This window comes from Streptomyces boluensis (assembly GCF_009908195.1).
Taxonomy (GTDB): Bacteria; Actinomycetota; Actinomycetes; order Streptomycetales; family Streptomycetaceae; genus Streptomyces; species Streptomyces boluensis.
In genome coordinates this window covers 1-13,520 of sequence record NZ_JAAAHS010000205.1, presented here as the reverse complement: position 1 = coordinate 13,520, position 13,520 = coordinate 1, and the positions used below count along the sequence as shown (strand labels likewise).

Below are 13,520 nucleotides of genomic sequence, written 5' to 3'. Positions count from 1 at the left end.
GGCCTGAGGGGCGGGCCCACCGCCACTCACGCGCGGGCGGGCCCAGCGCCACGCACGCGCGTGTGCGGCGCGACGTACGCGCGCGTGGGGAGCGATGCACGCGCGCGTGGAGCGCGATTCCGGGAACTCCGGAGCCCCACTCGCAGCCGCCGTAACCCGCAGCCCTCAACTCCCCGTCTCCCCCGCCTTCTTGACCGTAAGAAATTTTCCGACTATCCGTGTCCTCCCGGAAGTTTCCTTCACAAGCCCGGGGCCGCACGGTCCCGGTCGAGGGGCGCGGCCTGGGCTCCGAGTTCTCGGGAGCGGACATGCCTGAACGTCTCCGCACTTCCAGACGCGCCCTGCTCGCCGCCGGTGCCGCCTCTGCCGCCGCCGTCGCCGTGGGCGCGCCCTCCGCGCGCGCGGCCGAGGAGAGCGCCGTGAACCGCGCCGCGCTACGTGCCCTGATCGGCCGGATGACCTTGGAGGAGAAGGTCGGCCAGCTTTTCGTGATGCGCGTGTACGGCCACTCGGCGACCGATCCTGACCAGTCCGACATCGACAAGAACCTCGAAGAGGCGGGGGTGCGCGACGCCGCCGAGCTGGTCGCCAAGTACCACGTGGGCGGCATCATCTACTTCGGGTGGGCGCACAACACCCGCGAGCCGCACCAGATAGCGGACCTGTCGAACGGCATCCAGCGCGCGGCGCTCCAACAGCCCACCCGCATACCGGTGTTGATATCCACCGACCAGGAGCACGGAATCGTCGCCAGGGTCGGCAAACCCGCCACTCTGGTGCCCGGCGCGATGGCGCTCGGCGCGTCCGGCTCCCGCGCGGACGCCCGTAATGCCGCGCGGATCGCGGGCCGTGAACTCGCCGCCATGGGTATCCGGCAGAACTACGCGCCGCTGGCCGACGTGAACGTCAATCCCGCCAACCCGGTGATCGGCGTACGGTCCTTCGGCGCCGACCCCGAGGCCGTGTCGCGGCTCGTCGTCGCGCAGGTCGAGGGCTACAGCGACGGCGGGGTCGCGCCGACCTCGAAGCACTTCCCCGGGCACGGCGACACCAAGGACGACAGCCACTACTCGCTGCCGACCATCCACCACACGCGCGCGCAGTGGGAGGAGCTCGACGCCCCGCCGTTCCGGGCCGCGATAGCCGCCGGGATCGACTCGATCATGACCGCGCACATCGTGGTCCCCGCCCTCGACCCGGCCGAGGACCCGGCGACGCTCTCCGCGCCCATCCTGACCGGCATCCTGCGCGAGCAGCTCGGCTACGACGGTGTGGTCGTCACGGACTCCCTCGGCATGCAGGGCGTCCGCACCAAGTACGGCGACGACCGAGTGCCGGTGCTCGCCCTCAAGGCGGGCGTGGACCAGCTCCTGAACCCCCCGGAGCCGGCGGTCGCCTGGAACGCGGTGCTGCAGGCCGTCAGGGACGGTGAGCTGACCGAGGAGCGGCTCGACACATCGATCCTGCGCATCCTCGAACTCAAGGCCCGCCGCGGCCTGTTCACGGAGCCGTACGTGACGCACGCGCGCGTGGAGCGTGAAGTCGGCACCCGGGCGCATCTCGCCGCCGCCGACAGGATCGCGGACCGTACGACGACGCTCCTCGTCAACGAGGGCGGGCTGCTGCCCCTGTCGCCGCGCGCGCACCGCGACGTGCTCGTGGTGGGCGCCGACCCGGCGTCCCCCTCCGGGACCACGGGCCCGCCCACCGGGGTGCTCGCGGCGGCCCTCACCGAGCTGGGCTTCACGGCGACCGCGCTGTCCACCGGGACGGCCCCGTCCGCGGCGAGGATCGACGAAGCGGTGGCGGCGGCCGCGGGGAAGGACGCCGTCGTGGTGGGCACGTACAACGTGAGCGCGACGAGCGCGCAGCGCACCCTGGTGGACCGGCTGCTCGCGACCGGCGTCCCGGTGGTCGCGGTGGCCGTCCGCAACCCGTACGACGTGGCGCAGCTGCCCGGCGTGCCCGCGTATCTGGCGGCGTACTCCTGGACCGACACCGAGCTGCGGGCGGCGGCGCGGGTGATCGCTGGGCACGTCTCGCCGGAGGGGAGGCTTCCGGTGCCGGTTCCGCGGGCGGAGGATCCGGGGGCGGTGCTGTATCCGATCGGGTACGGGCTGTCGTACTAGCCACCCTCTGGGCGCGGGCCCGGTCGTAGGCCCTGGGTCGCAGTCGGCTGCGACCCAGGGCCTCAGTTTGTTGCAGCGGGATGAAATGGCCCCGTGAAGGTGTTGGTGATTCCGTCAGTGCAGAGCGGCGGGAGGCCATACGTGACCGGGGCAGAGCAGCAGCAGGGGTGGGCTCGGAGGCTCGCGGGCTACGCCTGGCGGTACCCGAAGGACGTGGTGCTCGCGCTCGGCGCCTCCCTGGCCGGAATGGCCGTGATGGCGCTCGTCCCGCTGGTCACGAAGGTGGTGATCGACGACGTCATCGACAGCCACGAACGCTCCCTCGCGGTGTGGACGGGGCTCCTGATAGGCGCGGCCGTGGTCGTGTACGTACTGACGTACATCCGTCGCTACTACGGCGGCCGGCTCGCCCTCGACGTGCAGCACGACCTGCGCACCGACATGTTCGACACGATCACGAAGCTGGACGGGCGGCGGCAGGACGAGCTGTCCACCGGGCAGGTCATCGGCCGTGCCACCAGCGATCTGCAGCTGATCCAGGGCCTGCTTTTCATGCTGCCGATGACCATCGGCAACATCCTGCTGTTCGTGATCTCCCTGGTGATCATGGCCTGGCTCTCGCTGCCGCTGACCCTGGTCGCCCTGGCCGTCGCGCCCGCGCTCTGGTTCATCGCCAAGCGCAGCAAGAGCCGCCTGCACCCGGCCACCTGGTACGCGCAGGCGCAGGCCGCGTCCGTCGCCGGTGTGGTCGACGGCGCCGTCTCCGGGGTCCGCGTGGTGAAGGGCTTCGGGCAGGAGGAGCAGGAGACCGGCAAGCTCCGCGAGGTCGGCCGGAAGCTGTTCGCGGGCCGCCTTCGCACCATCCGCCTGAACTCCCGGTACACCCCGGCGCTGCAGGCCGTGCCCGCGCTCGGGCAGGTCGCGATGCTCGCCCTCGGCGGCTGGCTCGCGGTGCGCGGGCAGATCACGCTCGGCACGTTCGTGGCGTTCTCGACGTACCTCGCCCAGCTGGTCGGACCGGTCCGGATGCTCGCCATGGTGCTGACCGTGGGCCAGCAGGCGCGCGCGGGCGTGGAGCGTGTTCTGGAGCTGGTCGACACCGAACCGGCACTGCAGGACGGCACCAAGGAGCTCCCGGCGGACGCGCCCGCCACGGTCGAGTTCGACGACGTGTCGTTCGGGTACGAGGACGGGCGCCCCGTGCTCGAAGGGTTCTCGCTGTCCATCCGGCCCGGTGAGACCGTCGCCGTGGTCGGCGCGTCCGGCAGCGGCAAGTCGACGGTGTCGATGCTGCTGCCCCGCTACTACGACGTGACGCACGGCGCGGTCCTGGTCGGCGGGCACGACGTGCGCGAGCTGACCCTCGAATCGCTGCGCGCCGCGATCGGGCTCGTACCGGAGGACTCGTTCCTGTTCTCCGACACGGTGGGCGCCAACATCGCGTACGGCCTGCCGGACGCGACCCAGGAGCAGATCGAGGCCGCCGCCCGCGCGGCGCAGGCCGAGCGGTTCATCGACGAGCTGCCCGCGGGGTACGACACCAAGGTCGGCGAGCACGGACTGACCCTGTCCGGCGGTCAGCGCCAGCGTCTCGCCCTGGCCCGCGCGATCCTCACCGACCCCCGCCTCCTCGTCCTCGACGACGCCACATCGGCCGTCGACGCGCGCGTGGAGCACGAAATCCATGAGGCGCTGCGGGGCGTCATGGCGGGCCGTACGACGCTGCTCATCGCGCACCGCCGCTCCACCCTCGGCCTCGCCGACCGGATCGCGGTGCTCGACGGCGGCCGCCTCTCCGACATCGGTACGCACGAGGAGCTGCAGGAGCGTTCCGCCCTGTACCGGCAGCTGCTCACCGACCCGGACGAGCTGGGCGGGGTCTCCCCCGGACACGCCGTGCCCGTCGCCGCGGCGGACCCGGACGACGAGGACACCTCCGTACGGGAGGAGCTGGACGCCGAGTTCGACGCCGAGCGCGGCATCACCCCGAAGCTGTGGACCGGCGACCGGGAGCCGAAGTCCCTGGCGCTCGCCGGCACCCCGGCGACGCCCGAGCTGCTCGCGCAGGTCGAGGCGCTGCCACCGGCCACGGACCTGCCGGGCGTCGACGAGGCGCGGGCGGTCGCCGCAGAGGAGTCGTACGGGCTGCGGCGGCTGCTGCGCGGCTTCGGGCGGCCGCTGCTGCTCGCGCTGCTCCTGGTGGCCGTGGACGCGGGCATGGGGCTACTGCTTCCGGTGCTGATCCGGCACGGCATCGACGAGGGCGTGACGCAGGTCGCGCTCGGCGCGGTGTGGGCGGCGGCGGGCCTCGGCCTGGTGACGGTGCTCGTGCAGTGGGCGGCGCAGATCGGCGAGACCCGGATGACGGGCCGTACCGGCGAACGCGTCCTCTACGCGCTGCGCCTGAAGATCTTCGCGCAGTTGCAGCGGCTCGGACTCGACTACTACGAGCGGGAGTTGACCGGGCGGATCATGACCCGGATGACGACCGACGTGGACGCGCTCTCCACGTTCCTGCAGACCGGTCTGGTCACCGCGTTCGTCTCGGTCGTGACGTTCTTCGGCATCATGGTCGCGCTCGTCGTGATCGACGTGCAGCTGGCCCTGGTGGTCTTCGCGACGCTGCCGGTCCTGATCATCGGCACCTACTTCTTCCGCAAGTCCAGCGTGAAGGCGTACGAACTCGCCCGTGAGCGGATCTCGGTGGTCAACGCCGACCTCCAGGAGTCCGTTTCCGGGCTGCGGATCGTGCAGGCCTTCCGCCGCGAGCGGTCCGGCGCGGAGCGGTTCGCTCAGCGCAGCGACAGCTACCGCAAGGCCCGTGTCCGCGGCCAGTGGCTGATATCCGTGTACTTCCCGTTCGTACAGCTGCTCTCGTCGGTGGCGGCCGCCGCGGTGCTTATCGTGGGCGCGAACCGGGTCGACGCGGGCACCCTGACGACGGGTGCGCTGGTGGCGTATCTGCTGTACATCGACCTGTTCTTCGCGCCCGTGCAGCAGCTCTCGCAGGTCTTCGACGGGTACCAGCAGGCGACCGTCTCGCTGGGCCGCATCCAGGAGTTGCTGCGCGAGCCGACCTCGACGAAGTCGGCCGCCGAACCGCTCGACGTGCTGTCGCTGCGCGGCGAGATCGCCTTCGAGGACGTGCGGTTCGGATACGGGGCGGAGGCGGCGGAGGCTGCGGAGGCTGCGGAGGCTGCGGCCGAGTCCGCGGAGAGCGCCCTCACGGACGTGAACCTGCGGATACCCGCCGGGCAGACCGTCGCGTTCGTCGGCGAGACCGGCGCGGGCAAGTCGACGCTGGTGAAGCTGGTCGCCCGGTTCTACGACCCGACCTCGGGCCGGGTCACCGTCGACGGCAGCGACCTGCGCTCCCTGGGCCTCGCCTCGTACCGGCACCGGCTCGGTGTCGTACCGCAGGAGGCGTACCTCTTCGAGGGCACGGTGCGCGACGCCATCGCGTACGGGCGGCCCGACGCGAGCGACGCCGAGGTGGAGGCGGCCGCGCGCACGGTCGGCGCGCACGACATGATCGCCCAGCTCGACGGCGGCTATCTGCACGCCGTGAACGAGCGGGGCCGCAACCTCTCCGCCGGGCAACGGCAGTTGATCGCGCTGGCCCGCGCCGAGCTGGTCGACCCCGACATCCTGCTCCTCGACGAGGCCACGGCCGCCCTCGACCGGGCCACCGAGGCCCAGGTCAACGCGGCCGCGGACCGGCTCTCCGGCCGCCGCACCACACTCGTCGTGGCGCACCGCCTGACCACCGCGGCCCGCGCGGACCGGGTGGTCGTGATGGACCGCGGCCGGGTCGCGGAGGACGGCACGCACGACGAACTGCTCGCCCTGGACGGGAAGTACGCCCTGCTCTGGCGCACCTTCATCGGGGAGCCGGTGGACGAGTCGCCGGATTCGCCGGTGGGGGTCAGTACTTCGACCTGATATCGGAGATCTTCCGGGTGGCCAGGTCCGACTGCACCTTGAGGTAGGTGTACGTACGGTCCTGGCCGGTGCCCCAGGTGAGCCGGACCGTCGACCAGGTGTGGCCCATGCCGCTGTCGCCGGACGTGACCTTCCAGGCGCTCGGCACGTTCTGCGCCATCAGGACACCGTCGGCCTCGTGGTGCTGCTCCCAGGTGAGCAGCCGGGAGCGCAGCTCGGGCGTCAGGTAGAACTTGCGGAGCTCGGCGGCCGCCGCGTTGTCGCCCGGGTCGTTGGCGACGTCGACGTACGCCGCGTAGAAGTGCGCCACACGCTCGTAGACGGAACCGGGGCTGCCGTCCCGCGCGGGGGCGGCGGCTGCGGCGGGCTGCTTGCGGGGTTCGGCGGCGCCGGGTTCGGCGGCTCGGGGTTCAGCGGCGCCGGGCTCCGCCGCGGTCTGTGCGGTGCGGGTCTCAGGCGCCCTGGAGGCCGCAGGAGCCTCAAGCGCCTCGGAGACCTCAGGTGCCTCAGGCGCCTTCTGTGCCTGGTGAGTTGAGGACGTACGGGTGGTGGTGTCGGGGGCCGTCACCGCGGCGGCCGCGGGGACCGCTGCCAGGCCCGTGAGGGTCGCGGCGACGAGGAGTAAGCGGCCGGTACTGCCGGCCTTGTGCGGACGAGTCGGCGTCTTCGCCATGGGAACCGCCTTTCTCTCTTCAGGTTCGACGAGCGATACCTCCGCCAGGTTGCACAGAGGGCGCGCGTCAGGCCGGAAAGCGCCGGACCGACCTTGCAACCGCCCCCTGTCGAGCGAGCGTCCGTACTTCAGTACGCTTCCGCAATACGTGGGGTGACAGTGCTGGGAGGGCGACAGTGCACAGTGGGATACGGGCCTCGGGTTCCGAACGCACCACGCGCGCGCGTGAACGGACCCGCACCGGCCTGCTCGGCGCACGCACCGGCCTGCTCGGCGCCCTGGTCCTGGCCGCCGCCTTGGTGTTCAGCCTGACCGGACCGGTCACCGGCACCGCGCGGGCGGCCGTCGCGGTCGCGGGGCCCTGCCAGGGGCACAAGATCAAGACGTACAAGTTCTCCACCGGCCGGGTCACGGTCTTCAAGGGCAGCGGGTTCATCTGCGCCCTGACGTACGCCGAGAACCCGGGCCGGGCGCGGAAGATGTCCGTCACCCTGCAGGCACGCGGCCACCGCGCGGTGACGAATTCCGGTGTCTTCAGGAAGTACGCGGGCCCGGTGTCGGTGCGCGCCGCCCAGCGGTGCGTGATGGTCACCGGCTCGGTCGGCCGCGGCTCGCTGAAGCCGCGCTGGCTCCAGTGCTGAACCGATCCACGCGTACGTGCGCATCCGTGCCCGTATCCGCTTCCACGCGCGCGTGCGTACCCGCGTCCGCCTGACACGCAGTCGTCACCCGGCGCGGGCTCATCAATCCCCTCTGGTGCCACAGGAATTGCTCCGATAGGTTCCGGCGGACATCCGTGACACAGGGGAGGGTCATGCGCAAGGCATGCAGATGGCTGCTGTCACTCGTGGTGCTCATAGGCACCGTGAGCGCGGCGGGCGCGGCGACCGCCGCTCAGCCGCAGACACAGCCGCGGGCGGAACAGTCGTCCGCCGCCGACACCGACATCAAGGACCGACTCCTCGAGATACCGGGCATGCGCCTGATCGAGGAGAAGCCGTACCCCGGCTACCGGTACTTCGTCCTCGGCTACACCCAGCCGGTCGACCACAAGAACCCGTCCAAGGGCACCTTCGAGCAGCGGCTCACCGTCCTGCACAAGGACACGTCCCGGCCGACGGTCTTCTTCACCTCCGGCTACAACGTCTCCACGACGCCGCGCCGCAGCGAGCCGACGCAGATCGTGGACGGCAACCAGATCTCCCTGGAGTACCGCTACTTCACGCCGTCCCGCCCCGAGCCGGCCGACTGGTCGAAGCTCGACATCCGGCAGGCCGCCGCCGACCAGCACCGCCTGTTCAAGGCGCTCAAGCCGGTCTACACCAAGAAGTGGCTGGCCACGGGAGGCTCGAAGGGCGGCATGACCGCCACCTATTACGAGCGTTTCCACCCCGGTGACATGGACGGCGTCGTCGCCTACGTCGCGCCCAACGACGTGGTGAACAAGGAGGATTCGGCGTACGACCGGTTCTTCGAGACCGTCGGGCCCAAGGAGTGCCGCGAGGCGCTGCAGGCCGTCGAGCGCGAGGCCCTGGTGCGCCGCGAGCCGATGGAGAAGCTGTACGCCGACTACCTGGCCGCGGGCGAGTACACCGTCAAGACGGTCGGCACCCTGGACAAGGCGTTCGAGGCGACCGTCCTCGACACCGCCTGGGGCTTCTGGCAGTACAGCCTGGAGAAGGACTGCGCGGACGTGCCGGACGCGGCGAAGGCCAGCGACCAGGAGCTGTTCGACTACGTCGAGTCGATCTCGGGCTGGTCCGCGTACACCGACCAGAGCCTGTCCGGCTACACGCCGTACTACTACCAGGCGGGCACCGAGCTCGGCGCCCCCACGATCGCGCAGCCGCACCTCGACGGCCTGACCCGGTACGGCTACCAGCCGCCGCGGAATTTCGTGCCCCGCGACATCCCGATGGAGTTCGACGCGTCGGCGATGCGTGACGTGGACAGCTGGGTGCGGCACAACGCCGAGCGGATGCTGTTCGTGTACGGCCAGAACGACCCGTGGGGCGCCGAACCGTTCCGCCCCGGCCAGGGCACGAGCGACTCGTACGTGGTGACCGCGCCCGGCGCCAACCACGGTGCCAACGTCGCGGGGCTCGTCCCCGACGAGAAGGCGCGGGCGACCGCCGACATCCTCGAATGGGCGGGCGTGGCCCCGGCAGCGGTCAAGGCCGACCCTTCGAAGGCTAAGCCGTTGGCTCCGCGGGATGCGAAGTTGGACCGGGCGGATGTACGTGAGGGGTTGCGGCCCTAGCTTCGCCCTCGCACCGGAGGACATCGCACCGCCGATCGCCCTTCGGGCTCGTCCTCAAACGCCGGACGGGCTGATTTCAGCCCGTCCGGCGTTTGAGGACAACTCACAGATGCGTAGGCGCGAACATCTTCAACAGTGCCGGCAGCACAATCACCGAAGGGCCGGGCGCCGTAAGGGACTTGGCGAGGTCCTCGGCGAGTGTGTCCACCGAGGTGCGCAGCGCGGGTACCCCGAAGGACTCCGCGAGGGCCACGAAGTCCGGGCGGGACAGCTCGGTGCCGGTGGCCTCGCCGAAGGCGTCCGTCATGTACTCGCGCAGGATGCCGTAGCCCCCGTCGTCGACGATCAGCCAGGTGACGTTCAGGTCGTACTGCCTGGCCGTGGCGAGCTCCGCGATCGAGTACATCGCGCCGCCGTCGCCGGAGACCGCGAGCACCGGGCGCGTGGGATCGGCCACGGACGCGCCGAGGGCCGCCGGGAAGCCGTACCCGAGGCCGCCCGCGCCCTGCGCGGAGTGCATCGCGCCGGGCCAGGCGGACCAGGCCCAGTAGGCGAGGATCGTCATGTCCCAGAAGGACGGCGCGCCTGCCGGGAGGGCCTGGCGCACCGCGCCGAGGACCTTGCGCTCAAGGGCCAACTCCTGGCCGTCCAGGCGCTCCTGGACCTTGGCGAGCAGCTCGGCGACCCGGCCCGCGGCCTGCGTGTCGGGCCGCTCCTCGACGGTCTCCAGGAGTGCGGTCAGGGCGAGGCGCGCGTCCGCGTGGATGCCGAGGGCGGGGTGGTTGGACTCCAGCTTCCCGGCGTCCGCCTCGATCTGCACGACCCGGCCGCGGGGCCGGAACGTGTGGTAGTTCGAGGAGAGTTCGCCCAGGCCCGAGCCGACGACGAGCAGGACGTCGGCGTCCTCCAGGAGGTCGGTGGTGTGCCGGTCCTCCATCCAGGACTGGAGCGACAGCGGGTGCTCCCAGGGGAAGGCGCCCTTGCCGCCGAAGGTGGTGACCACCGGGGCGTTCAGCGTTTCGGCGAGGGCGACGAGCTTGCCGGTGGCGTCGGAACGCACGACTCCGCCGCCCGCGACGATCGCCGGGCGGGCCGCCTTGGAGAGCAGGTCGGCGGCGACCGCGGTCAGTTCGGGCCGGGGCACGAGGTCGTCGGGCGTGGCGTCCATCGCGGTGACGACGGGCAGCGTCGTCGCGGCGAGCAGCACGTCCTGCGGGATCTCCACCCAGACCGGGCCGTGCGGCGCGGTCAGCGCGGACTTCCACGCCGCCGCGATCGCCGAGGGGATCTGCGACTGCGTACGCACGGTGTGCACAGACTTGACCACGTCGCGGAACGAGGCCTGCTGGTCGCGGAGTTCATGCAGATAGCCGTGGCGTCCGCCGCCGAGTCCGGCGGCCGGTACCTGGCTGCCGATCGCGAGGACGGGCGCGCTCGCGGCGGCCGCCTCCTGCAGCGCGGCGAGCGACATCAGCGCGCCGGGGCCGGTGGAGAGCAGCAGCGGGGCGGCCTCGCCGGTGACCCGGCCGTACGCGTCGGCGGCGAAGCCGGCGTTGTTCTCCACGCGCAGGCCGACGTACGTGAGGTCGGAGCGGCGCAGCGCGTCGAACATGCCGAGGGCGTGCTGTCCGGGCAGGCCGAACACGGTGGCGGCGCCGAGGCCGCGCAGGGTCTCGACGACCAGGTCACCGCCGGTGCGGCCGGGCGGCGGGTTGAGGGCGGCCTCGGTCTGTGCGGCGGTGGGCCGCAGCTCCAGGTCGTGGTCGTGCGTCACGCGGTGGTCTCCTCCCGGCTCGCGGCGATCTGGCGGGACATGATCGTGGTCAGTTCGTACGCCGTGTGGGAGGCGGCGACGGCGGTGATCTCCGCGTGATCGTACGCCGGGGCGACCTCCACGACGTCGGCCGAGACCAGGTTGCAGGAGGACAGGCCGCGGAGGATCTCCAGGAGCTCGCGGGAGGTCATGCCGCCCGCCTCGGGGGTGCCGGTGCCCGGGGCGTGCGCCGGGTCGAGGCAGTCGATGTCGATGGAGATGTACAGCGGGCGGTCGCCGATGCGCTGGCGGAGCTGGTCGGCGACCTCGTCGGCGCCGCGGCGGTACACATCCGCGGAGGTGACGATGCCGAAGCCCAGCTTCTCGTCGTCGGTCAGGTCCTGCTTGCCGTAGAGCGGGCCGCGGGTGCCGACGTGGGAGAGCGCCTCGGTGTCGAGAATGCCCTCCTCGACGGCGCGGCGGAACGGGGTGCCGTGGGTGTACTCCGCGCCGAAGTACGTGTCCCAGGTGTCGAGGTGGGCGTCGAAGTGGAGCAGCGCGACCGGGCCGTGCTTCTTCGCCACGGACCGCAGCAGCGGCAGGGCGATGGTGTGGTCGCCGCCGAGGGTCATCATGCGGGCGCCGGTGCCGAGCAGGTCGTCGGCGGCGGCCTCGATGGTCTCCACCGCTTCGTTGATGTTGAAGGGGTTGGCCGCTATGTCGCCCGCGTCCGCGACCTGGGCGAGCGCGAACGGGGACGCGTCCTGCGCCGGGTTGTACGGGCGAAGGAGCCGGGAGGCCTCACGGATCGCGTTGCCGCCGAAGCGGGCGCCGGGACGGTACGAGACGCCCGTGTCGAAGGGCACGCCGACCACGGCGATGTCCGTCCTGCCGCCGACCTCGTCCAGGCGGGGCAGCCGGGCGTACGTCGCCGGGCCCGCGTAACGCGGGATGCGGGAGGAGTCGACGGGGCCGCGGGGGGTCGGGGTCTCGGCGCTGCTCATGGTCGGTTTCCTCCTGCTGGTTCTGAGTGGTTCCAAGTGTCGCGCGGCCCACTGACAATGGGCCGCGCGACGGTTCACGCGCTGGTCAGAGGTGCCGCGTCGGCGTCGTCGGCGTCACCGGCACGGCCCGCGAGGCGCTCCCGCCAGGCGGCGAGGACGGTCGCGTCGGTCGGCGGGGTGGCCAGCGAGACGACGACGTACACGGCGAGCGAGGTCAACAGGCCGTAGTAGATGGGCTGGTTGGCGAGGATGCCGTAGTGCCACATCAGGCCGATGACGGAGAGGCCGCCCGCGACGACGGAGGCGAGCGCGCCCTGCGAGGTGCCGCGGCGCCACAGCAGGCCGCCGAGGATCGGCACGAGCAGCCCGCCGACGAGCAGGTTGTAGGCGACGGTGAGGGCCTGCACCACGTCGTTGAGGGCGATGGCGACGACGATGACCGCGACGCCCATGATCAGGATGAAGAGACGGTTGCCCTTGACCTCGTCGTGCGGTTCGTCGCCCGCCGCTCCGGGCTTCACCACACCGCGCAGCCGCGACCAGATGTCGTTGTTGGCGACGGTGGCGCAGGCGATGAGGGCGCCGGACGAGGTGGACATCACGGCGGCGAGGGCGGCGGCGAGCACCAACCCCCGTACGCCCATGGGGAGTTCGTCCTTGACTATCGTGGCGAAGGCGGCGTCGGCGCTCGCCAGGTCCGGGTACATGACCTTGGCGGCGGTGCCGATGACGGCGCCCGCGATCGCGTAGACCAGGCAGTACGTACCGGCCACGGCGCCGCCGTAGCGGGCGACCTTGTCGCTGCGGGCGGTGAAGACGCGCTGCCAGATGTCCTGCCCGATGAGCATGCCGAACGTATAGATCAGCACGTACGTGAAGATCGTCTCGCCGCCGATGCCCAGCGGGTCGAAGTACTCGGTGGGCAGCTTGGCCTTCATCTCGCTGAAGCCGCCGGCCTTGATGACCGCGATGGGCAGCAGCAGGAGGAGCACACCGATCGTCTTGACGACGAACTGCACCATGTCGGTGAGGGTGATGGCCCACATGCCGCCGAGCGTCGAGTACGCGACGACGATGGTGCCGCCCAGGACGATCGCCACGGTGCGGTCGACGCTGAAGAGGACGTCGAAGATCGTCGCGTAGGCGATGGTCGAGGTGACCGCCAGCATCAGGGTGTACGCCCACATGACGACACCGGAGATGACACCGGCCTTGCCGCCGTAGCGCAGGTCGAGCATCTCGGAGACGGTGTACACCTTCAGGCGCGCGATACGGGCCGAGAAGAAGATGGACAGCGCCAGGATGCCGAGGCCGATGGTGAACACCATCCACGCGCCGGAGAGGCCGTACTGGTAGCCGAGGCCGACGCCGCCGATGGTGGAGGCACCGCCGAGGACGATGGCGGCCATCGTGCCGGAGTAGAACCACGGACCGAGGCGGCGCCCTGCGACCAGGAACTCGCTCTTGGACTTGGCGCGGCGCATGCCCCACCAGCCCATGGCGAGCATGCCGAGGAGATAGATGACGATCACGGTGTAGTCGACGGCCATACGGCCCTCCTTACGCACCTCAGTGGCGTGTCGTGCAGAAACGGGAGTGGAGAGCGACCGGCCGTGGGGACATCCGCCCGTACCCGCGTCCAGTCGGTCGGCACGACCCTAGGTGGCCGGAAAGCGACGCTGAAGTGTACGTTTCATCTACTTCTCGCAGTGTGAGTGGAGGGAATGTCCACCCCATGTCGCCGCGTCTCCCCCTGAAC

Annotated in this window: 8 protein-coding genes; 4 read left to right on the top strand and 4 right to left on the bottom strand. The window is 71.2% G+C overall.

Annotated elements, in window-relative coordinates; genetic code table 11:
* Positions 1-308: 308 nt before the first annotated feature.
* Positions 309-2,129 carry a glycoside hydrolase family 3 protein gene (locus tag GUY60_RS23270; protein WP_161700937.1) on the top strand — a complete coding sequence of 607 codons (1,821 nt, stop codon included), beginning with the start codon at positions 309-311 and terminating at the stop codon, positions 2,127-2,129.
* A 141-nt stretch (positions 2,130-2,270) separates the two neighbouring features.
* Positions 2,271-6,071, top strand: a complete 3,801-nt coding sequence (locus GUY60_RS23265) for an ABC transporter ATP-binding protein (RefSeq protein WP_161700935.1) — start codon at positions 2,271-2,273, stop codon at positions 6,069-6,071.
* Here the strand turns inward: GUY60_RS23265 and GUY60_RS38285 are convergent.
* The gene (locus tag GUY60_RS38285) at positions 6,055-6,744 is read right to left on the bottom strand and encodes a hypothetical protein (protein ID WP_187370107.1); all 690 of its coding nucleotides are present in this window, start codon (positions 6,742-6,744) and stop codon (positions 6,055-6,057) included. The two genes, GUY60_RS23265 and GUY60_RS38285, sit on opposite strands and share 17 nt — an antisense overlap.
* A 176-nt stretch (positions 6,745-6,920) precedes the next feature.
* Between GUY60_RS38285 and GUY60_RS23255 the strand changes: the two genes are divergently transcribed.
* Together GUY60_RS23255 and GUY60_RS23250 are read left to right on the top strand one after the other, a co-directional pair.
* Positions 6,921-7,385, top strand: a complete 465-nt coding sequence (locus tag GUY60_RS23255; RefSeq protein WP_246235500.1) for a hypothetical protein — start codon at positions 6,921-6,923, stop codon at positions 7,383-7,385.
* Positions 7,386-7,558: 173 nt separating this feature from the next.
* On the top strand, positions 7,559-9,004 hold the full coding sequence (locus GUY60_RS23250) for a S28 family serine protease (protein WP_161700933.1): 1,446 nt from the start codon (positions 7,559-7,561) through the stop codon (positions 9,002-9,004).
* Between the two features lie 103 nt (positions 9,005-9,107).
* On the opposite strand, the gene GUY60_RS23245 is transcribed toward GUY60_RS23250, so the two are convergent.
* The 3 genes from GUY60_RS23245 to GUY60_RS23235 form a co-directional block, all read right to left on the bottom strand.
* Positions 9,108-10,778, bottom strand: coding sequence for a thiamine pyrophosphate-binding protein (locus tag GUY60_RS23245; protein ID WP_161700932.1), 1,671 nt, complete (start codon positions 10,776-10,778; stop codon positions 9,108-9,110).
* Positions 10,775-11,761, bottom strand: a complete 987-nt coding sequence (gene speB, locus GUY60_RS23240; protein WP_161700930.1) for an agmatinase — start codon at positions 11,759-11,761, stop codon at positions 10,775-10,777. The genes GUY60_RS23245 and speB overlap by 4 nt, the downstream gene beginning before the upstream one ends.
* 74 nt (positions 11,762-11,835) lie before the next feature.
* Positions 11,836-13,311 carry a sodium:solute symporter family protein gene (locus GUY60_RS23235; RefSeq protein ID WP_161700928.1) on the bottom strand — a complete coding sequence of 492 codons (1,476 nt, stop codon included), beginning with the start codon at positions 13,309-13,311 and terminating at the stop codon, positions 11,836-11,838.
* Positions 13,312-13,520 lie beyond the last annotated feature (209 nt).

Excerpts from the sequence above, each read along its gene's own strand:
- GUY60_RS23270 (WP_161700937.1), top strand. The coding sequence starts at position 309 with ATGCCTGAACGTCTCCGCACTTCCAGACGCGCCCTGCTCGCCGCCGGT.
- GUY60_RS38285 (WP_187370107.1), bottom strand. The coding sequence starts at position 6,744 with ATGGCGAAGACGCCGACTCGTCCGCACAAGGCCGGCAGTACCGGCCGC.
- GUY60_RS23250 (WP_161700933.1), top strand. The coding sequence starts at position 7,559 with ATGCGCAAGGCATGCAGATGGCTGCTGTCACTCGTGGTGCTCATAGGC.
- speB (WP_161700930.1), bottom strand. The coding sequence starts at position 11,761 with ATGAGCAGCGCCGAGACCCCGACCCCCCGCGGCCCCGTCGACTCCTCC.
- GUY60_RS23235 (WP_161700928.1), bottom strand. The coding sequence starts at position 13,311 with ATGGCCGTCGACTACACCGTGATCGTCATCTATCTCCTCGGCATGCTC.